Origin of the sequence: Legionella sp. 27cVA30 (assembly GCF_024160945.1) — a bacterium.
Taxonomy (GTDB): Bacteria; Pseudomonadota; Gammaproteobacteria; order Legionellales; family Legionellaceae; genus Legionella_A; species Legionella_A septentrionalis.
In genome coordinates this window covers 736,204-758,173 of the sequence record NZ_JAMYXK010000001.1, presented here as the reverse complement: position 1 = coordinate 758,173, position 21,970 = coordinate 736,204, and the positions used below count along the sequence as shown (strand labels likewise).

Genomic DNA, 21,970 nt, shown 5'->3' with positions numbered 1-21,970 from the left:
AGGCACACCTTACTATTGGAGTTGACGAATGGGATTAATGCGATTGATGTTATTGGGCGGTCCCGGTGCTGGAAAAGGTACACAGGCAGAGCGATTGATAAAACATTTTAGCATTCCGCAAATATCCACGGGGGATATGTTGCGTGCGGCAGTGGCAGCGGGAAGCGAGATAGGTTTAAGCGTTAAAAAAATCATGGATGCAGGCCAACTTGTTTCAGACGATATTATGATTCGGTTGGTGCAGGAGCGCTTGGCTTTACCCGATTGCAAAAATGGATTTTTATTAGATGGATTTCCTCGGACGATTGTGCAGGCAGAAGCGTTAAAAAAAGCTCATATCGATTTGGATCATGTGATTGAAATTGCAGTGGATGATGAAGAAATCGTAAAACGCATTTGCGGAAGACGTACACATCCTGCATCAGGCCGGGTTTATCACGTCGAATATAATCCGCCAAAACAACAGGGGCTCGATGATATAACGGCTGAACCTTTAGTACAGCGTGATGATGATCGGGAAGAGATTATTCGCAAGCGGCTGCAAGTTTATCATGAACAGACCGAGCCGTTGATTGCTTATTACCGGGAGTGGGCTAAAACTAGTAAAGAAGCCCCTAGATTTCATCGGGTTGAAGGTACAGGAAGCGTCGATAGTATTTTTCAAAGAATTTTATCGGCTATCAAAACTAAGGAGACGTCATGGCAGGAAGCGGCTCAGTCCAATCGGTAAGCAGCGCCCAATTTGAAGCACTGATCAGTGAAAATGAAATCGTTTTTCTGGATTTCTGGGCAGAATGGTGCGGACCTTGCCGGGAATTTGCAAAAGTTTATGAACGCGTTGCATCTCAATATGAAAATCAGGTGGTCTTTGCCAAGGTAAATATTGAAGAGGAGGGCGAGTTGGCAGAAATTTTTCAAATCCGCTCCATCCCACACCTGGTCGTTTTTAAACAAGGTATTGTTATTTATTCTGAACCCGGCAGCATGCGCGATTCTATTTTAAAGGAATTGGTAGAGCAGGCCATACAAGCCAATATGGATGAAGTGCGTGCAGAACTTAACAAGGATACTAACTAAACCCGTAGTAACTTCTTGAATCATTGACATAATTTATCAGTCCTTATTGACTTCATTTGTTATCCTTATTACCATTTTCAGCGGATAATAAGGATAACAGGGAAAGTCCAAGCTAATGGAATCATTTCATAATCTCTTTCTTAATTTCTATTATCTTTATTCTTTTTAAAAGGCAAGTTACTATAAGGATATCTCATGGAAGAAAGAAAAACTCTCGCAGTAGTCGGTTGTGGTGCTTCGGCTGTCGTATTTCTACGCTCTTTTATTCAAGAATGTAAAATCAAACAAATTAATAATATCAATTTAACCATTTTCGAACCTGCCTCAATTTTAGGCACTGGCTTGGCTTATCAAATGGATTTGCATAATTTAATTTTAAACAGGCCTGCGAATACCATGTCCAGTAACATTTATAAAATTGATGAATATTACCAATGGATGAAAAAAAAGCTTAATCATGCCAAGCAGGAAAATTTAATTTTTCCAAGTGATAATTATTTTTATACATCACGCAGCTTTTTTGGAGGATATTTAGCTGAGATGCTAAAAAAACGATAGTTTGATGCACAATTTAATTGCCCAGGGTTTGGCCAAACCCAATTTATACAGGGGAGTAGAGGTGGATTTCGATTCCGCAGCAGTGATCGATAAACAAAATAAAATAAATTATCGCATAAGGTTACTCGGCCATAATACTTCCGGAGTTTATTACTACACCAGTTCTTTGGAAATGATTGCCAAAAGGGCACATCTCATTGCTGTTCATTTAACCCATTTTATTAAGGAAAATCATGAGGAAAATCGCCTGGTTGATGCCGCTGCTGATTGGATTGGTGGTTCTGCCACGCCTGTCAATTGATTTATATTTACCTTCTTTACTTAAGATGGGCAGTGAGTTTAATGCAAGTCATGACAGCATGCAGATGACTTTAACCGTATTTATGTTCGGATATGCTATTTCCATGCTGATTATGGGGCCATTATCAGATGTATTCGGCAGAAAAAAAACCATGCTATGGGGTTTGGTACTTTATGTTTTTTCTACTTTGATTTGCGCAATATCCACTTCATTAACGCTTTTTATCATCGCCCGTTTTTTCCAAGCAATAGGGGGTTGCAGTGGAACTGTTATAGCCAGATTAATGGTCAAAGAAACCTATAGCCGCGATGAACAAATACGTATAATTGCTAATTTGTCGGCTGCAATGGCTGTAGCTCCCTTGTTTTTCCCTATTTTAGGCGCTCTGCTGCAAAAGGGAGGTGGTTGGCAAATTATTTTTTATCTATTGACGCTGTTCGCGTGCTTATTGGCTGCAGTCACATATAAGCAGATACCTACTGTGGCGCCGCATGCATCGCAACCATTTAGCCTGAAAACATTATTTGGCAATTATAAAAAATTTTTAAGCCAGCGTTTGTTTGTTGCTTACAGTTTAACCATTAGCATGGCTTGGTGTTGCTATTTTGTATTTACCCTTGACTCTCCCTTTTTATTTCAGGAAAAACTGGGTTTTTCTCCCATGGCATTCAGCGGATTTTATGCCCTCACCGTTTTTGGATATCTGGTTGGTACGCGATTGACAAAACGATATGCGACTCAATTTGGTTGGGATAAAACCATTTTCATGGCTATTTTTTGTTGTCTGACCGGAGCATTATTGATGTGGGCACTGACTCATCTCATGCAGTTAAATTGGATGCTCATTGTGGTTCCCATGTTATTAATTATGGTCGGTGTCGGAGTGATTATTCCTTGCACTCAAGCTTCGGTTATGCAGCCATTTGAAAAAAATACCGGTGCTGCTTCAGGATTATTCTTTTTTATTCAAATGCTCTTTGGTAGTTTTTGCGGGTTGCTTTTAAGAGCGCTGCATCCATATACAGAACATGCCATGCTTTTTATTCTTGTTTGTGCCAGCGCTTGCATGTGTCTTTGCTTTTATCTTTTGGTTTGGCGCTTTCAAGCTTCTTCTCATATAGAGTTGCAGTATTCGAAGTGATTTTGCACCAGAATATTTATGTTTATTGCCTGTGAAGAAATAGCTTTATGAAAAATTTATTATCTATTTCAATAAAAATTAATTAACTAAATGACTTATATTGCCATGGAGCGTCGTTAACGCTGGATTATGAAGAGAGTTAGCTTTATAAACAATCTAGCTCCAATCGATTCTCCTTAATCCAGTCTGATAAAAAAATGTTCTTCTGGCAATTTATTTGATATAATTATTCAAATTGTTCATACATCAGAAAAATAAATTGAGTAGGTTTGTTTTAGGCGCTTATGATGGAAACCACAGGGTAAGTACAAAAAGAAAACCCTTAATGATTGGATGCAGTGGCGGAGGCGGCCACGTTGCAGCTATTCAAGGATTGTACAGCTATTTTAAAAAAAAATTCGGCAATGATATTGTCTTTCCCGAATATGACGTGGTTTCTTATGCGAATAAAAACACATCGCCTATGCGAAATAAAATTACGCACGCTGTTGGTGTCATGCATGCACCAGTAGTTGGGATCTTTGCTAGGGGGATTGTTTCATTGTCTCCCCTTCCGGTTTTACCTGATAAGAATGCCTTAAGTGATGAAATAAATTCCTTATCTTTAAAAGAAGAAAAAACTAAAAAGCGTAAATATGTTGATATGTTATTGGATGTTTATCCTGCAGGCTACGAAAGTGCTGCAGCGTGGAATGTACTGCAGCGAAACGATAAAACTGAACAACTTGCCAAATTAATTGCTTTGCAAAAAATGAGTGATGCCGATAATTATGCAGTCACTTATAATCATTATCTCACCACCCTAAAAACAGCCGCTCAGCAGGGTGTTCCTTATACAGAAGTAATAAGCACGCAAGCTATGGCATTACCGGCCTTATGTGATGCGGTTAAAGACTACAATAAATGGATTTCTGACGAGCAACAAAATGCCCCTGACATGTGTATTCATCAATACTTGACTGATATACCTACAGCGGGTGCGGTGCATTTCTTCAATGCGCTGGCAATGTTAACACCAGAGCAACAGAGTCAAATGAAGCTTTATGGTGTGGGGATGAGCAATGAAATCATCCAGCATTTTTTTCCTGGGGAAAATCATTTTTCTTCTTTATGCAATATACCCATCAAAGAAAATCCAATGGTAAGAGAGGGATTTTGCAATCCGGTATTGGATAATAGTGCTTGCTTTCATCAAGAGGTTATCCTGCAGCTGGCGGATGCAGAAGGGTTCTATACGGTTAACATTAAACCTCATGAGCAAATCGCCTCAATCATGCTGGGTAGCCAAGCTGGTAATGATACGTATGAATACATAGAAACATTGCTTGTAAATGGAATGGACAAGGTGTTTATTTTTGGGGGTCTAAGCAACCGTTTCCTGAAGGGAAAAATTGAGAAATTAATTGAAAGACACTGCGAATACAAAGATCGGATAATCTCTCTTGGTAATCAGGGCGATGAGCAGATAGCATCGCTGATGACCCGCAGCAATATGGTTATCATTCGCGGCGGCGGGCTTAGTACCATGGAACAGTTAGCCATGAATCATAATAAAGAGCAAACTGTATTGATTCATCATGCTAATTCTGCTGCGAAAGAACTGACATCAGGCATTCCTTGGGAAGACGCAAATGTTCGTTTTTTGCTTGATGAGTTAACCCAGCAAGGTGTTCATTGTGAAAAAACTACTCCAGAAAGAGCTGCGCGGCACATAGCAGAAGGGCGGTTAATAGCAGCTGTAAAAAGGTTGGGAGCAAATATCGACACGGCAACTGCAATTCAGCACATCAAAAGTCTTGATGACGATGGATTAAAAATCTGTGTGGATGCTCTGCAACTGTCTGAAAGCAAATTAAGCACTTCTTTACCCGAAGAATTAACGCGCTATTTTAGATACCGTGAACAAAGCGCAAAAACTCACCTTGATTTCATAAATGATAAATTAGCTGCTGCCAGAGATACCCTGACGACGGTAATCAGGCAGGAAATAGGGGATGCTGGTGGTGAGGAGCAGGAAGGAGATTTAATGCCTACTGCTCGGCAATCTATCGATTACGCGAGCATTGCTTTAAGTGAGAATCCTTCTCCTGTCTTGGTTTCAGCAATTGACGCTTACAAATCCATACAGAAATTACAGGAAATTATAAAGACGGAAGAGGCCAAGACTTCTGCAGACAAAATCTTGATAAAATTTAGGGAAGAGTATGCTAAACCCGAAACTAAAATTGTCTTGTCGGTTGGAATCATTAGAAAAATTATCGAAGCCATAAATTATATTTTGGCTGACTATTTTGACTTTTTTGCCGCAAGGCTTACTCCTGCTCAACAGGTTAAAAAATACTTGGGCAAGCTTGATAAAAATGGAAAGGCAGGAGCTTCTGATTTTTCTTTCTTCAAGGATGATGCCGCACGGGATGGAGTTGCTGCAAGCATTGAGCAAAATAATTCAAATAAGAATGATCAATGCAATCAAGCATAAAATCAGCTTTTCTTATAAGTTTCTATTGAATGTAGTTAATGCAGCGGTTCCATATCGCATATTGGTTGTTGCTTGTAGCTTTAAAAGGATACATCCACTCAAAAATTAATTAAAATGTTGCTTGATTGATTTGTTTTGTGAATTTGCATGCAAGAAGTTGACGTTGTGATAATCGGGGCCGGTGCTGCCGGTTTGATGTGCGCTATTGAAGCGGGGAAAAGAAGGCAGAAAGTAGTTGTCCTCGATCATGCCAATAAAGTGGGTAAAAAAATTTTAATGTCTGGCGGGGGCCGTTGCAATTTTACAAATTACCATATTAACCCCTCCTGTTATTTGTCGCATAATCCGCATTTTTGTAAATCTGCCCTGTCGCGTTATACCCAGTGGGATTTTATTGAGTTGGTCAGGACATATAAAATCCCATTTCATGAAAAAACCCTGGGGCAATTATTTTGTGACAATAAATCCAAAGATATTGTCGATTTATTACTGGCAGAAAATAATAAAGCCGGTGCAAAAATTCATTTAAATTGTGCGATTAATAAAGTTGCCCGCTCAGAGCAGGGCAACTTTAAACTGCATACTTCAATGGGTCAATTTCAAACGCGCGCTCTGGTAATAGCTACCGGCGGATTGTCCATTCCCACCATGGGTGCGAGCCCCTTTGCTTATCAGATCGCCGAACAGTTTGGCCTTAAAGTCTGGCCCACACGCGCAGCTCTTGTTCCTCTTACTTTGGATACGTTGGATAAAGAGCGTTTTGCCGTACTTTCTGGTATCGGCGTAGATAGTTTGGTAAGTAATGAGTGCATGGAGTTTCGCGAACACTTATTATTCACGCACAGAGGATTAAGCGGCCCGGCAATCTTGCAGATCTCTTCTTATTGGCATGCGGGGGAATTTATTTCCATTAACTTATTGCCGGGTTGCGATTTAGTTAGCTTATTAAAAAAAACTCGTCAGGAAATGCCCAACAAATTACTAAGCTCAATTTTGACTGCCTATTTACCCAAGCGTTTGATTGATGTGTTCATTCCTAAAGACATACTGGAAAAGAAGCTGGCCGATATTTCAAACTCCCAGGTTGAAGCGGTTGCCAAGAGCTTGAGCAATTGGAAAATTAGACCTAATGGTACGGAAGGGTATCGCACGGCCGAAGTCACTTTGGGAGGCGTGGATTGTGATCTCTTATCTTCCAAGACCATGGAAGTTAAAGAAATACCTGGTCTTTATTTTATTGGGGAAGCCGTAGATGTAACAGGCTGGCTCGGGGGATATAATTTTCAATGGGCTTGGTCATCTGGATGGGCTGCTGGACAAGTGGTTTAGCTCTTCTTACAAATCCTGAATGACTTTTAATGCATTCGCCTAGCAGGTGGCTGGGTGAGTGCGGTCTATGAACATTACCAGCCTGACCGACATGTATTCAGAGGCAGCAGTTTTAAATCATATACTTTAAGCGCACGCTCGTATTATGCACGACGCTGCCATTGCGCGCGCACTATTTATCCTCAGCAAGCAAGAGCATTGCCTGAGCAAGAATAATGATTGACTAGCGCAGAATAATAAATGTAGCCTAACAAAGCAGTATCTTGTATGTGTTTATAAAGGAATGGGCTACATGCCTGGCAGAGGGATTACAGGTACTTAATGTTTAAAAGCAGCAAGATTATTTTTTTTATTATTGTCTTATTACTTGGTTTCCTAGTATTAGTATTTTTTGCTTTTAAACAAGCGAAACATCTGCAGCGGGATCCCATTGTATTGATGAACCGCTACTATTTATTAAAGGAATCCAACCCTGAGGCGGCCAAGACAGCCTTAATGATCATATTGCGCCAAGATAAAGATTATTTACCTGCACTGAATGAACTGAGCCAACTTTATTTAAAAGAAAATAATTATAAATCGGCCCTTCCTTTATTGCGGCGATTACATGAGTTAGAGCCCGATAATTTTCATCAAACCATGCAGCTGGCACACATGTATTATGCTGGTGGCGAGTGGCAAAAAGCACATATCCTTTTTGAACAACTTAAAGAAGAACAATTCCCCGGCATAAGAGAAGATGCCCTTAAGATGTTGTATAAAATGGCATCTGCGCTACCCAACTATAGAATGAATGCTGCTGCTGAATTGAAAGAGGTACAACCAGCAACGTTTCTATCGGTCAGGCAAATTTGGCTGGATTATTTTTATAAAATAAAAACAGAGCATCGCGAACAGGCGAGAGAATTATTAAGCTTACTGGCTTTGATGGATCCAAAGAATCCATTAATCCAGGAAGAAATGGGCTATATTTTACTGGAAAATGGCGAAGAGACTGCGGCAATTCCTTATTTTTTACAAGCTTATAATAAACAACCTTCAGCCCGGCTCGCATTGCAACTCGCTTACCTTTATTTAAACGGGAAGGATGAGGTAAAAGCTGCGCAATTTTTCTTGCTAGCCGCTCGTGCCAATGATCCCCAAATAAAAAAAGCAGCCTTAAGAGGCTATGAATTGGTCCGGTTTAAACAACAAGAACCTTTGTTGCAATTACCTATCCCAAGAAAATCTCTCTCCGAAGAACAAGTATGGTTGGATCAGTTTTATCTTCTTAAGAAGAAAAATAAAGAATTAGCCTGGTTGCTTATTCAAAAAATCATTAACCAGTATCCAAATAATATTACTGCGTTAAAAGAAGGCGGTTTTCTTGCAATTGATAAGGGCTATCGCCAAGAAGCAATTGTTTATTTTACCCAAGCGTATAATTTAACATTTGCAGCGGATATAGCCATGCAACTTGGGTATTTATATGATGAAACCTCTAATAAATACCTGGCTTACCACTATTTCTATCTAGCCACTTCCAGCAAAGACAAGGAATTGGAATTGCGTGCCCAAAATTCGCTAACCAATCTGGCTGGTTTACAAACAAAAGCATTGCCTGAACCTTATTTCGGCGAAATATTTTTCGATCCTTTTTCGCAAAGCAGGTTTGGCTTGACGGTGACTCCGCTATACGCCCGTTTGGGTATTGAAACAGCCAGTTTACTGCAGACGAAAGCATATCTGGTATTTCGGCAAACCGAAGATAATAAATCAACCAATTCAGGGCAATTACCGCAAATTTATGAAGATAATGTCCGTATTATGGGTGGCGGGGTGCAAATTACTCCAATTCCCAATTTCCCTTTAATAGCATTTGCGGAAGCAGGGGCCGCTTATGATTTGATTTACCGTAACAGGGAGCGGTGGCGTGGTGATTTGCGGGGCGGGCTGATGTATTACAATGAATTTGGCGCCAAGCCTGCTTACTATGATCGGGTTAAAATAAGTGCTGATTATTACAGTACATGGTATGGCGATTTAATTTATTTTTCACGCTATGACAATAATGTGATTGGTACGCTTAGAACCCATCAGGGGATACGTCTTATGCAGTACCATAGCAGTATGGTTAATTTATATCTCACGGGTCGCATCATTGAAGATACGCGGCGGGAGTTTTTTAATAATATTGCCGAAATAGGTCCAGGGATTGGTTTTATCCCATCCAATCGCTATCGGGTTGAAATCCGCTTTGAACATATCAAGGGAGCTTATTTACCCGCAGGAGGATCCTTTAACCCTTATGGTAAATACTATACTAACAATACTGTCCAGTTTCTTTTCTATCTAAAACTCTAATGCCCGGTGATTTGATTTTAATTATTTATTTCATAATGTGGTATTTTCTTATCGCATTAGCCGTTTTGTTTATTATTTCTGGCATAGATGATTTATTTTTTGATGCTTATTACTGGATCAGATATTTATTCCGCTTATGGACAACGCGGCATTATAATCGCTTGACTTATGAGCAGCTTGCTAGCAAAGAGGAACAAATGATTGCCATACTTGTTCCTTGCTGGCATGAAGCTGGGGTGATTGGTACGATGTTGCGGCATAATTGTTACTCGATTGATTATACAAATTATTATTTTTTTGTCGGGGTTTATCCTAACGATGCAGAGACAGTCCGTGAAGTGCAGGAAGTTGCCGAGCAAATAAAACATGTTCGCTGTGTAGTCGGCAAATCACCCGGGCCAACCAATAAGGCAGCCAATTTAAATGCGATTTATGAATATGTACGCGAGTTTGAAAAAACATTAGATAAGCCGTTTGATATTTTTGTATTTCATGATTCAGAAGACATCATCCACCCGTTATCATTTAAACTCTATAATTATTTAATTCCTCGCAAGGAAATGATTCAAATTCCGGTGTTTCCTCTTGCAGTTAACTACTGGCGTTTTACCCATTGGCTTTATGCAGATGAATTTTCAGAAAATCACACCAAAGATATCATCGTGAGAGAGAGTATTCATGGACATGTGCCTTCCGCTGGGGTGGGCACAGCATTTGCACGGCATGCGCTTCAGCTCCTTGAAGATCCAAAAACAGGTGTCCCTTTTGCGACGGATTCCTTGACAGAAGACTACCGCACATCCCTGGCGCTCCGTATCCGTCACTTAAAACAAATTTTTGTGACTAAAACCATAGTACGTATGAAATGGGTACCCAGAGGATTCTTCCGCAAAGGTTATGTGCAAAAACCCATCAAGGAATACATTGCCACTCGCGCTTTATTCCCTATGGAATACAAGAAGGCGGTACGGCAAAAGGCACGCTGGATTATTGGAATTGTTTTCCAAGAGTGGCGACATACTCAGTGGCCTAATGAATGGATAATAAGATTTACGCTTGCACACGACAGGAAATCATTCATCACACATTTTATTAACGGATTTGGTTATTTTGTTTTTCTTTTTTGGTTAATTTATTCATTCTGGACTTACTTGAATCCGGAATATCCTTCCTTGCAAGAGCAACTTAATTTACATCCCTGGGTGTGGTGGCTTATTGTTATTGTTACCTTGATTATGGTTGAGCGCTTGCTGCAGCGGATGATCGCCGTGAGACGAGTGTATGGCTGGATCCCCGCTCTTTTATCTTTCCCCAGAGCGTTTTACGGCAATATACTGAACCTTCATGCCTTAATGCGCGCTTACCGGGTGTATTACACGACGCCAAAAACGCAGGCAACAAGCAGTAAACAACCCTCATGGGATAAAACCGAGCATCATTTTCCAGGCAGCCATATTCTCACGCCTTATCGACAAAAATTGGGAGATCTATTGCTCAAAAATAAAAGGATTACAAAACAGCAGTTGGATGAAGCCATCATTAAGCAACAAAAAACAGGAGAGCGTTTAGGAAAGACATTGTGCGATTTAAAATTAATCAGCGAGCATGAACTCATTCATTTACTATCCGAACAATATAAATTAAAAATTGTACCAAGGCGCTGCCTTGTGGAGGCTAAAAAAATCAAAAAGCTGCCGTTGCCTGCCAAATTACTCGATTGGTTGAAAAAAAATAATGCCAATGTGTTGGCATTTGATGAAATCAGAAATATGCTGACAATCAGTATAGAAGATCCGACCAACGAGCACTTAATCGAGCGGATAATTAACCGCATAAGCCCCCATCGGGCTCGATTTGTACTCCTTGATGACATTGAATAAATTATTTGCGTTGCATTGCAGTAAGTTGCTGTTTTACATAATTTACTATTCGTTCTGCAGCATGCCCATCGCCATATGGGGATTTGCCTGGTGTCATTTTAGAGTAGGCCGCTTCACTGCTTAACAACTCGCTCACCTTGCTTACTATTTGCTGCGTTTTAGTTCCAACGAGTACTCCGACGCCCTCTGAAATCACCGCTGGGCGCTCTGTTATTTTTCTTAATATGACAACTGGTTTATTTAAAGCAGGCGCTTCTTCCTGGATTCCTCCCGAATCAGTTAACACTAATAAACAACGGTTCATCAGATGAGCAAATTCATCATATCTTAAGGGAGGCAGAAGATGGATTCCTGGTTTTTTATTAAGCATTGCATGAATGTCTTTTTGGACATTGGGGTTGGGGTGCACAGGAAATAAAAAATGAACATGAGGAAATTGTTTGGACAATTTAATCACGGCCTGGCAGATATTTTTTATTGGTTCGCCAAAATTCTCCCGGCGATGAGCGGTAACCAGAACAATATTGTGCCAGTGGGTATATAAATCATCTGCGGGTTTATGCTTAAGAACCCAATAAAGGGAGTCAATCACTGGATTCCCAGTAACAACAATTTTGGCGGAAGCTATATTTTCACGCAAAAGATTAACCTTTTCCAATTCAGTGGGAGCAAAATGCCATACCGCTAAAGGAGCAGTGAGAATGCGGTTTATTTCTTCCGGGAATGGCTCTTTGGAATTATAAGTTCTTAATCCAGCTTCAATATGACCAAAAGGGATGTGATGATAAAATGCAATTAATGATGAAACAAATACGGTAGTAGTATCTCCTGCTGCAAGAAGTGCATCAAAATACTGGTTGTTTACTAAATTCTCAAGCTTCTTACACAAGGATGCAGTTAATCCTCCTAATGATTGATCAACCGTCATGACGTCTAAATCCACATCGGGAGCAAGATCAAAAAGCGTAAGCATGTCATCTAATAAACTTCGGTGTTGCGCGGTATTGATGAAAAGTACTTTAGCCCATGCCGATGCTTTTAATTTAAAAATAATCGGAGCCATTTTAATAAGTTCTGGTCTTGTCCCTACGATACAACCAATGACGAATTGTCTTTGGATCGGCATAAAGTAGTTCCTCTATTCCTTTTCATAATATTAGTTCAAAGTTAGGCTTTTCACTGGCCAGATATTATCAATGCTTAGGCGGACTTTGGAGATGAACGGCTTGCTGTACGTTGATAGGGATTAGAAAGCACTGGCTGCCAGCCAGAAAAAAAACGCCCATTCCAGGACAGCATTCTTTCGATAAATATAAGGATCGATAAATAATAATAAGCCATCCAAGCGTGGGGTGGGGCTGCGTGATAAACCAGTGTGTTATAAAGCATCAAAAGGGATGCAAGAATCCAAAAACACCAAGGAAAATAGGTGAAATTTTTTAGTAAGATATATCGATATAATCCCATAGCAAGCATGCCAAAGAAAAAACCGCCGGCCACGTCGACTAAAGTATGAAAATGATAATGTATTAAAGAAAGCCCGATGCCGAGGAGGATTAGGAAAATTACACTCCTTGTAAGCCAGGAAACATAAAGAGCCCACCACAAATAAAACATGGTGCCCACTTGCATATGCCCACTGGGAAAAACATACGTGGTGCTAAGTTCCGGCGAATGAGGTATTTGAAAAGTTCCTTTTAGCGCGACGTTTAAAATGACTCCAAAGGCAATAAGGCAAAGGGTTTGCAGTATAAGTCTCTGTCCAAGTAAAAAAGCGCCTAGAATAGTAATAATTATTATTACAGGCTTATTCAGCAAGGCGAGCAATATATCTGCACTTAGGTCAAACATGTTTCAGCCTGTTAAAATTCGTCGCAACGATGAGTATTTCCCGATCAATATATTCATAACCATTTGATTTATCAAGTCAATTTAAATATAGCCAGGCATGTTTTACCATAAAAAACGTCTGGATGACGGGTGAAATAATACTTGCATGTTTATGAGAAGCCGAGCTAAAGTAACTGGGCGTTTTACTCTTTATTTGCCATAATTAATTTGGGCTACGTTGAAAGATTCAACGTAAAATTGGATTTCACCAAGTAAAAGGAATTAATCATGAGCACAATCGGGCTTATTTTGTTAATCCTTATTTTAGTTGCAGTACTGCCAACCTGGCCATACAGCAGCGGGTGGGGATATTATCCCAGCGGCGCAGTAGGCTTAATTCTTCTTATTTTAATTATTTTGCTTTTAACACGAGGCGGCGTATAGCGAAGCTTACGTGTGATGAGCATCGTCCGGGCGAGAATGCTTCGCCTGGACGCAACTCATTTTTCGTAATAGTAATTATTAAAAATTTCTTTAAACCCCAGGCGTTTGTATAAACCATAGCCTGCCAGAGACGCTTCAAGAAAGCAGGTTTTAACACCCATGTCATGCGCATGCTGCAAGGCCAGGGTGATTAGCCCGCTTGCGTATCCACGCTTTTGGTAGTAAGGAATGGTTGCTACATCATCTAGGCGTGCATGCTCATCTGTTGCAGTTAATGTCAGTGAACTAACAATTTGTCCATTAATAAAAGCAGAAAAATGCCAAATACCTTTGGAGCGTTGCGTGGCTGTAAGGTGGCGTTTAATGTATAGCTTCATATTGTCTTCAGTGGATGCAAATCCCTCCAAAATGGGAAGCCCCCATTCCTCCAGCCGTTTTTCCATGTTTGTCATGTGCAATGGAGGCGAAGGGGTTTTTAGGGTTAATCCCGTTAAATCGCAACTCATGACGATTCCTTTATCAACTAAGGAAAAACCATGGTGTTTCAGACTATTCTTCAACTCAGGCGATGATAAAGACTCAGGAAGCAAAAGTGCCCAGGGCAAGCCTTTTTGCATATAGTAGATTTCACAACTTTTTAAAATATCTAAAAAACGGCTGCTGATATTTCTTACAAATACAGGATTTAATCCCGAAGCTTGCACGCCTGTGGTAAAAGAAATGAATTCGCCATAATTTATCTTGCACGTGCTTACCTGCGAAAAAAAATGGTCGGTAATATGATTAAATTGCTGGATTAGGTCATTCATTTTTATTTTAAATTGGCGGTTGATGAGAATATAAATAAGCTCTTGTTAATTCTTTTATTTTATTAAAAAGCCGTGCAAGAATACATTAGGCTTTCAAATTAAGATATCACCTATGAAACTAAATATTTCACCCCGGCCCTGGGTCAAAATTCCTGTCGAAATTGCTGCACGCGAATTGGAAGCGAAACTTTTTTTAACTCATGTGTTGGCAAGGAAGGGTTGGGGCGTACTAATTGGCCAGGAAAATTTGGTGCGCTCAGCAATTGCCACGTCTGTCTCAGGAATTCAATACGACAAAAGCATTGCAGCAGGAATGAAAAAATATCTTATGGAGGCTCAAAGTCGGGGTGATTATTTCACGGCCCACTGTGAAGAAGGATTAGTCTATCTTGATCCGCAAACTTATATCCGTCGGAAAATTTGCCCGGCTAATTTCATGGCTGCTGATGCATTCTTTTTTTGGGGCAATCAACAATATGGGGATGTTACCACAGCTTTAAATATTGACTATCCACATACAATCACGGGAAATCCGAGGATAGATTTATTAAGAAAGGACATGCAAAATTGCTATAAGGACTCATCCACCTGGTTAAAAAATAAACTGGGTGAATTTATACTAATTAATACAAAATTCGGACGCTACAATCCTTTCATCGGCCGGGAGATTTTCTATCAAAAAGCAAAAGGTGCGTGGGGAATTATTAAAACGCCTGCTGAAGATGAGAAATTCCGAGCCTCCGTAAAGCAGCAGGAATTTATGTACCATAAAACCTTGCATTTAATTGATCGGCTAGCTAAAGAATTTTCTTCGCAAAAAATTGTTATTAAGCCGCATCCGGCAAATTCAATCGATCATTGCAACACCTGATTTGTTATAGTTAACTTTTCAGGAGTAATGATGATATATAATTTGTCAAAACGGAATTTTACAGAACACCAACAAAATGCAATATGGTCGTTGTGGTCTGAAGGCAGATCGCTGAGTGAAATTGGAAGACAGCTTAACCAATGAAAATACCAATCGTTTGCTGAGGCAATACATGCCTAAAAAAACAGATCTTAGTGTTCACTCTCAATTTGATTTGGATAAAATTGCCAGAGAATTAAATGAAAGACCGCGGAAAACATTGAACTTTCTAGCTCCGGCGGATAAATTGAGCGAGGTGTTGCAATGATCGATTGAATTTGCCTCCTGCCGAAAATTGGTTCCCTTATGTGCAACGCTATGCCAATGCTGCCAACATACATGTTGCGATGCATGGTGCTTCTAACCAATGGCTGGCCGCAGCACAGCAGGTTATCCATAATAGCTGTACTACTGGAATTGAGGCATTCCTTTTGGGTAAGCCTGTTTACTCGTATGAGCCTTATGAAGACACGAGCCAGGATGCAGAATTACCTGCTTTGTTAAGCACAAGGATAAAAACAGAAGATGAGCTAATGGAGGCAATAGTAAATGCTCCTCCAGTCAATGATAGGGAAAAAAGGAACAAACTGGCCGAAGAATATATGGCAAATTTAAGCGAGAATATGGCTGCGGTTCGCATCGCCAATCATTTCAACACGTTAACTCCTCCTATAAAAAAAGTAACGTTTGCTGTGAGACACATGCTTTGTTTATCAGAAATAAATACCCATCACACTGAAAATTCTCACTATTGGCTAGAGGCATCTTATGGAACCAGGCAAGATTATAAAATGCAAAAGTTTCCGGCATTTACTACTGCTACAGTTGCGGGCACGTTGCAGCGTTTTTCGCAAGTACTTGAAAGTATAGAGGATATGACTGTGGCTGAAGTTGAACAGTGAAATTTTAGCAAAAGCTAAAAAACTGCGGGTAATTGCCACAAATACCACAGGTCTCGACCATATTGATGTTGAACACGTAAAAGACTTAGGCATTCAATTAATTTCACTAAAGGAAAATAAAGAGTTTTTACGAAGTATTCACGCCACAGCCGAACTTACCTGGGGATTGTTATTGGCTGCAATGCGTCATCTGCCGCAAGCGATTGACGCTGTAAAAAATAAAGAATGGAAGCGCGAAAATTTTATTGGACGGGAATTGGCGGCCAAGCATATTGGTATTATTGGAGTTGGAAGGATTGGCGAAAAATCGCACGCTATGCCGAGGCTTTTTCAATGCATGTCCATGGATTTGATTCCGATGTGGCCGCTCGAAAAATTAAATATGTAAACTGGCATGATGAATTGGATAGCATGCTTTCTATATGCGATATCCTAACAATTCATGTGCCACTTAATGCACAAACAGAAAAATATATAAATACGTCCTTCCTGGAACGATTGAAACCGGGCGCGGTTTTAATCAATACGTCCCGTGGGGCTGTTTTAGACGAGCAAGCTGTTGTGCAGGCGTTAATAAACAGGCATCTTGCTTGTGTTGCGGTCGATGTGTTGGCAAATGAACATCATGCTGCTTTCCCAGAATGCAATACTCTCTGGCAATTTGCGCAGCAATCGCCGCGGGTTATTATTTCTCCTCACATTGGCGGGGCAGCCTGGGAAGCTTGGGATAAAACAGAACAATTCATTGCCCGGCAAGTTATTACTCATTTAAACAAGGATTAGTCGTGTGTATTCATTCGCAAAGCAAAGAACAGTTTGAACAAGCATGGGAACAGCGCGCCGAGCATGAAACGCTCTATTTGCATTGGACCAGAGGCGCTCCCAAAACCCAAATTCAACTTGCTTTCAGGCAGCATTGGTTATTATTTCAAGAACTAATTGGCCAATCTCCTGTGCGAGGCAAACGTTGTATTGAACTTGGCGCAGGACGAGGGACCATTTCCATGTATTTTGCGGATGCGGGCTGGGATTGTACTTTGTTGGATACTTCAAAAACAGCACTTGCACAGGCAAAAAAAGCGTTTTCACAATTTGGTCTTCCTGCCACTTATTTGGTAGGAGATGCTGTAGGGACCAACCTTCCTGATGAAAGCTACGATGTTTGTGTCTCGATTGGTTTAATGGAGCATATCCCGGAACTTGAAAAAGCATTAGCCGAACAGGTTCGCCTTTTAAGTCCAGGCGGTTTGTTACTGGCTTATGTGGTTCCTGATAAAAAAGCCAAAGTTCAGGCACAACAAGAATGGGTTAATGATATTTTGGCTTCTTACTATCAATTATTAATGCAGCAAGAAACCATTGCCCCTCAGACGAAACCGGAAATTTACCGCAGCAACACGGGAATTAGCGTGTATTTGGAAATTTTGAAAGATTTGCCTCTTACCGCAATCCATGGTGCAGGCGTATATCCCTTGCCCATGCTTTCCCCTTCAACGACCTTTCCGTTTACATTAAACCCACCGGAAGCGGAGGAACGCTTGGTGCATTATTTCACGCAGCTTTTAGCAGAAAGACGCCTACGCTTTGGGCATAATCCATGGTGGTGTGAAGAAGAATATGGGCAAGCTTTTTTAATTTCTGCAGTAAAAATTTAATCTATTCGAGTTGGTAAACTTTTAGTAAAGTTTGTATAAAAAATAGGATTATTTTGGTAAAATGCACGCAAGATTTATCAGTCAAGGTTCTGATGGGCAAAAAATTAACCAAAAAATTTGCTGCTTTTAAAGACAGCCAATTGGGGATACGTTTAAAAAATCTGCAAGCCAAGATCGCAGAGCTTCCCGTTGCTAATGAGGCTCATATTTCGCCTGAAGAAAAACGGGCTGTGCAGCAAATACAAGCTTTCCTGAAACTGTTATCCATTGCTACGAGTAAATTGCTTATATTTAGTGATGGCAAAATTCCCAGTTACATACAATTAAATTCAATCCGCTCCGAATTTAAAAATATCCAAAACTTATGCCAAGATATTGTTGCACCAAAGTATATTTTTGTCAGCTTTTTGGAGGGAAATTTAGCCGGCATAATGGGACAAGCCTTAAAAGCAAAAGGTGTGGTCCAGGTGGGAAGCAAGGAAAAAAGACTCCAGGAAATGCAAGCTTCCTTAATCGGATTGCTAAAGAAACAACTTGCTTTAGTAAAGCTTAAAAACGTTTCTGAAGGCGATTTGGAAGCAGTTTTTAAGAAAACTGACGAGCTAAAAAATTGTTTACAGGAAATTTTGCAGGCATCTGATGAAGGTAAAAACATACGAAATCTCTGCGCTCAATTTATGGAAATTTTTAAGAATAATTTCTTGGATTGTTTGCCAGTTGAGATTACCCATCCCTTAACCCATGAGTGGGCAATAATCTGCTTAAATGAGTTGTTATCCTTGCCGGATAATTTACAAAGTCTTTTAGATTTTTTTAATCCAAAGTCCCTGGAACTGGACTTATCGAAGATACCATTTTTCCCAAAAATTAAAGTTCAGCACCATGAAAGCGAAGAAAGCAAATATATTTTCAAAATTTTAATTGATTCGCAAACCGAGGAACATGATTTAGAAGTCTACTATCCCCAGCTGATTCAGTTTGGCGCGCGATGTCTGGCGAAAGCGCTTTCTAAATATTATAAAAATTTTGCTTCTACAGTGCATGTGCAAAGTGAACTCGTAAAAATGGATTTGCTGTATAAATTTTTACAGCAGGAATCCGATTTAGGGAAAGAAGTGGTAAACGCGGCTCAGTCGTTGTTTGATGCTCATTGTGAACAAACTATAAGTGGTGATTCATCTTTTGAAATAAAGGCAGAGTTTCTTAAGAGACAAATTGAAGAGGCAGAAAAAGAAGATTCAAAAATAGAGGCTGAACTACTCAAAATCAATGGCCGGGTTACAGCTTATGAGCAAGACACGGTTCAAGACCTCCTGCAAGAAAATTCTGCGTTAAAAAGCTCCATTGCAACTATTGATACGCAAACTATCGATGTCAGATTCCTTAAAAAACGTTTACCCGATGTAATTATTGGAGAGGACATTGGCGTTATACAAATGCGCCCATACCTTCAGGAGATTACTGCAGCCAAGAAAAATTCTTTACAGGCGATAAAGACTAAATGGTTAAGTCGCAAGGAAGACCTTAAAAACGAATGCAACACAGTTTTTTTAACATGGTATAAGGAAGAATTGAAAAGACATCAGCAAAATAATCAAGAAACTGCAGAATATACTCAGGACGTTACACATTTTATTTCTGCAATGATGTCGAAAAAAATTAAAAAAGAACACAGTCTGGAAGCAATACAAGAGCAATTGACGCAAATTGGGCAAGAAATCACCATTGCAGAAAAATACTTGCTGAAATTAAGAGAACATCAGGCTAACTTCGATGAGCGGGAGAAATGTCCTGACGCTCTTGGCAATGCACGCCCCCATATTATAGAAGAAATTAAACAAATTTATCGCGGCAACAAACAACAATCGTTAAGCTTAATGCAGCAGCTGCAAGAAATACTCGCGGAACTTGCGTCAAGAAAGCGGGGGCTTGAGATTGAGCTTGATAAAACAAAAAAATCAAAATTCTTTGCTGAGAGTATGCTGTCTTTGAACCCCAGTAAAATTCAAGAAATAAAAGCTGAAAAAATTGAAGAATTAGAGCAAATTAAAAGGGAAATAACTCATATTCAATCGCAGGAAGAACAAAGAGAAAAAAATAACATTAAAAAAGAAGAATATATTAATTTAGTTTTAAATTTAATTGTGGTTATAAAAGACGATTTGATTTTTATCACAGATAAGCCGGGTGAAGTTAACAGCCTTTTTACCCAACAAAACATGCAACAAACTGAGGATGTTAAAAAAGCTCTTGGCTTTGTCAGACGTCTAATCGATAAAAAGCAAGAATATGTCGCCATAGCTAAAAACCTGGGAGAATTAAAGGCCGAAAATTACGTCGGTAAAGAAAATATTCTGCAAGCCAATGTGCGCAGTAGGCAGCTTTTACGGCAACTACTTTTACGCTTTACCGACGTAGATGAGAATTTACTTGAACTTAAAGACTTATTAGAAAAAATCTTAGCCATTAGCATTGAACTCCAAGACTCCAAAGGTTTTGCTGAAGAATTGGAGCATCATGAAAACGCCGCTGTTTTTACGCAAACTGAAATTGGGATTTTAGATAATATTTCGCATCTTATCGTTGAAATACAAAATTTAGATACAAAAATCTCCAGGTTGGAAACACTGGATGAACAACCGATTGAAGCTCTGGCTACAGAAAAAATTTCTATAAAGCAAGACTTTGAGTCCGTTGAAAAGAAACTGGGTAATTTGGAGGATAAATTACAATCATTGCGTGAAGACGTGGAAAAATTTCCTAGCAAAAATCACTATTCACTGCATTTAAATACGTTGCAAAATCTTTTAAGTAACTCCAGGGCGCAAACTACAAAAGCAGCTAGTAAAATACGCGAGAAAAAGCTTAAATTTACCCAGGAAAAAACAAAACAAATTTCCGCAAAAATGGAGTCTTTTTTAGAAAATATTCATACACTAAACCAACTCACATCGCCAAGCGATACTCTGGATATTCTGGAAAAAAACCAAAATCAATATCAAGACTTTACCATTTCTCTGGCAAATGATTTACGGCAAATGGCTGATTTGGAGCATGATCAATCAAGCTTTACGAATTTTTCAGTATCTGCAGCTGCTCAGGAAGCTTCACTGCAAAAACAAATACTGGAGAGCGTAGAGAATACCATTAATCATTATACACTCGCCATTAAAGAGAAACGTGCCGCGTTGGCGATGCAATTTAACGAAAGCAAGGCTTTTCATGAGTCTTTCAAAAGCTCATTAACTCTGGCTACAGAATGTCTTCTCAGCTCTCCTGTAAAAAGAATTGCAGGGATATTGGAGACATTTAAGCCAGTTAATGCTGAAATTGAAAAAATATTAGCGGCAACTAATGCCCGTGTCCTCAATCTTTCTGAGGAATATTCTTCCTTGCAGGCAACTGTGAATACCAAAAAAGGTTTCCTGGGAGAATTAGCCGATCGCATTGGCTCAAGGGAAAAACTGAAGGAAAATTTTAACGAAATACTTCAGCAATATCTTTATGAACGAAAAGAAAAATACAAATTTAAAGACTTTTTTTTAAATGCTGATGCCGTCAGGCGGGAAGAATTCATCCAAAAATTGAATGAAGACCTTGAAAATTACGCAGCATCTGGGGAAAGCGCGCAGCTTATTACCTGGTTGCAAAGTACCAAGGCAAGTTTTCCTGGATATAATTTGGCCTCTAAATTAAACCAGATTGTTTTTGCGCTAAAAGAAGAAAATAAAAAAATCCCGGTAAATTATACGGAAGCTTTTGAAAACCTATATTCTGTACATTCTGGCGAACAGGCGGTTCGTATTCTTGAACAATTGCAGCAAACACATCCCGAATTTGTAAATGCTATAAAAGCGGTGCATGAACAACTTGAAAAATTAAGAATTTTGGGAGTGCGGTTACATGCAGATAATCAGGGAGATACTGCAATTAAACTGGCAGAAAATCTGCAGCAAAGACTTGACGAATTCATCATTACCCATGAAAAAAATTCGCCCTCGCAGCAGTCTTTTTCTGAATTTCGTGAAGAATTTGAATGCCTTCTTCATAGTCAAGATGATGTCATGTGTCAGCATGAAACATTTTGGAAACCCATAGTAATTAATATCCTGGCTGCCTTGTTTACTTTGGGAATAGCAGTAGGAATACAATTGATTTATTCGAAGGTGACTACCGGCCGCGCCGCATTTTTTTATGATAAATCAGAGCGGTTGTACCAAGTGGAACAAGTAGATAAACCCCTGGAAGATTTTAACGGGTCAGGGCTGAAAAATAGTTGTTGATGATAAATTTCAATATCTTCACTTGCCGG

General features: G+C 39.6%; 18 protein-coding genes and 2 pseudogenes. 17 read left to right on the top strand and 3 right to left on the bottom strand.

Translation table 11 applies throughout. The features are described from left to right. The first annotated feature begins 37 nt into the window (after positions 1–37). The 10 genes from adk to NKV53_RS03380 all read left to right on the top strand — a co-directional run bounded on the left by adk (position 38) and on the right by NKV53_RS03380 (position 11,108). Positions 38–730, top strand: coding sequence for an adenylate kinase (gene adk / locus NKV53_RS03425; RefSeq protein WP_126954355.1), 693 nt, complete (start codon positions 38–40; stop codon positions 728–730). Beyond that, on the top strand, positions 700–1,077 hold the full coding sequence (locus tag NKV53_RS03420) for a co-chaperone YbbN (RefSeq protein ID WP_126954340.1): 378 nt from the start codon (positions 700–702) through the stop codon (positions 1,075–1,077). The genes adk and NKV53_RS03420 overlap by 31 nt, the downstream gene beginning before the upstream one ends. A gap of 195 nt (positions 1,078–1,272) precedes the next feature. Further along, entirely contained in the window at positions 1,273–1,635 is a 363-nt protein-coding gene (locus NKV53_RS03415) for an FAD/NAD(P)-binding protein (RefSeq protein WP_126954341.1), read from the top strand. 4 nt (positions 1,636–1,639) lie between these two features. Beyond that, the gene (locus NKV53_RS03410; protein WP_126954342.1) at positions 1,640–1,936 is read left to right on the top strand and encodes a hypothetical protein; all 297 of its coding nucleotides are present in this window, start codon (positions 1,640–1,642) and stop codon (positions 1,934–1,936) included. Then, positions 1,869–3,077, top strand: a complete 1,209-nt coding sequence (locus NKV53_RS03405; RefSeq protein WP_126954343.1) for a multidrug effflux MFS transporter — start codon at positions 1,869–1,871, stop codon at positions 3,075–3,077. Before NKV53_RS03410 ends, NKV53_RS03405 begins: the two co-directional genes overlap by 68 nt. Positions 3,078–3,402: 325 nt before the next feature. Further along, on the top strand, positions 3,403–5,556 hold the full coding sequence (locus NKV53_RS03400; RefSeq protein WP_126954344.1) for a hypothetical protein: 2,154 nt from the start codon (positions 3,403–3,405) through the stop codon (positions 5,554–5,556). Between the two features lie 147 nt (positions 5,557–5,703). Beyond that, positions 5,704–6,885: an NAD(P)/FAD-dependent oxidoreductase gene (locus NKV53_RS03395; RefSeq protein WP_126954345.1), complete on the top strand. Its 1,182-nt coding sequence runs from the start codon at positions 5,704–5,706 to the stop codon at positions 6,883–6,885. Between the two features lie 54 nt (positions 6,886–6,939). After that, positions 6,940–7,101 carry a hypothetical protein gene (locus NKV53_RS03390; protein ID WP_158616437.1) on the top strand — a complete coding sequence of 54 codons (162 nt, stop codon included), beginning with the start codon at positions 6,940–6,942 and terminating at the stop codon, positions 7,099–7,101. A 105-nt stretch (positions 7,102–7,206) separates the two neighbouring features. Continuing rightward, complete coding sequence (locus tag NKV53_RS03385; protein ID WP_126954346.1) at positions 7,207–9,228, top strand: lipopolysaccharide assembly protein LapB; 2,022 nt, start codon at positions 7,207–7,209, stop codon at positions 9,226–9,228. A 35-nt stretch (positions 9,229–9,263) separates the two neighbouring features. Next, complete coding sequence (locus NKV53_RS03380; RefSeq protein WP_158614991.1) at positions 9,264–11,108, top strand: glycosyl transferase family protein; 1,845 nt, start codon at positions 9,264–9,266, stop codon at positions 11,106–11,108. A 1-nt stretch (position 11,109) separates the two neighbouring features. Here NKV53_RS03380 and wecB read toward each other — a convergent pair whose 3' ends face one another. Further along, complete coding sequence (gene wecB / locus NKV53_RS03375) at positions 11,110–12,234, bottom strand: non-hydrolyzing UDP-N-acetylglucosamine 2-epimerase (protein ID WP_126954348.1); 1,125 nt, start codon at positions 12,232–12,234, stop codon at positions 11,110–11,112. Positions 12,235–12,308: 74 nt separating this feature from the next. Next, the gene (locus tag NKV53_RS03370; protein ID WP_126954349.1) at positions 12,309–12,959 is read right to left on the bottom strand and encodes a phosphatase PAP2 family protein; all 651 of its coding nucleotides are present in this window, start codon (positions 12,957–12,959) and stop codon (positions 12,309–12,311) included. A gap of 267 nt (positions 12,960–13,226) precedes the next feature. Here NKV53_RS03370 and NKV53_RS03365 point away from each other — a divergent pair, with 267 nt between their 5' ends. Next, positions 13,227–13,382 (top strand): DUF3309 family protein, encoded by a 156-nt coding sequence (locus NKV53_RS03365; RefSeq protein WP_126954350.1) that lies wholly within the window; start codon positions 13,227–13,229, stop codon positions 13,380–13,382. 56 nt (positions 13,383–13,438) lie between these two features. On the opposite strand, the gene NKV53_RS03360 is transcribed toward NKV53_RS03365, so the two are convergent. Then, positions 13,439–14,191 (bottom strand): GNAT family N-acetyltransferase, encoded by a 753-nt coding sequence (locus tag NKV53_RS03360; RefSeq protein ID WP_126954351.1) that lies wholly within the window; start codon positions 14,189–14,191, stop codon positions 13,439–13,441. A 112-nt stretch (positions 14,192–14,303) separates the two neighbouring features. Between NKV53_RS03360 and NKV53_RS03355 the strand changes: the two genes are divergently transcribed. The 6 genes and pseudogenes from NKV53_RS03355 (at position 14,304) to NKV53_RS03325 (ending at position 21,941) form a co-directional block, all read left to right on the top strand. Further along, complete coding sequence (locus tag NKV53_RS03355) at positions 14,304–15,062, top strand: surface carbohydrate biosynthesis protein (RefSeq protein ID WP_126954352.1); 759 nt, start codon at positions 14,304–14,306, stop codon at positions 15,060–15,062. A 136-nt stretch (positions 15,063–15,198) separates the two neighbouring features. Then, a pseudogene (locus tag NKV53_RS03350) lies at positions 15,199–15,369 on the top strand (transposase); the annotation flags it as partial. 4 nt (positions 15,370–15,373) lie between these two features. After that, positions 15,374–16,003, top strand: a complete 630-nt coding sequence (locus NKV53_RS03345) for a hypothetical protein (RefSeq protein ID WP_126954973.1) — start codon at positions 15,374–15,376, stop codon at positions 16,001–16,003. Further along, positions 15,993–16,786: pseudogene (locus NKV53_RS11995) on the top strand (NAD(P)-dependent oxidoreductase). The gene NKV53_RS03345 and the pseudogene NKV53_RS11995 overlap by 11 nt, the downstream one beginning before the upstream one ends. A gap of 2 nt (positions 16,787–16,788) precedes the next feature. Continuing rightward, on the top strand, positions 16,789–17,658 hold the full coding sequence (locus tag NKV53_RS03330; protein ID WP_158615007.1) for a class I SAM-dependent methyltransferase: 870 nt from the start codon (positions 16,789–16,791) through the stop codon (positions 17,656–17,658). 92 nt (positions 17,659–17,750) lie between these two features. Then, the gene (locus NKV53_RS03325) at positions 17,751–21,941 is read left to right on the top strand and encodes a hypothetical protein (protein WP_253350692.1); all 4,191 of its coding nucleotides are present in this window, start codon (positions 17,751–17,753) and stop codon (positions 21,939–21,941) included. The last annotated feature ends 29 nt before the right edge of the window (positions 21,942–21,970 follow it).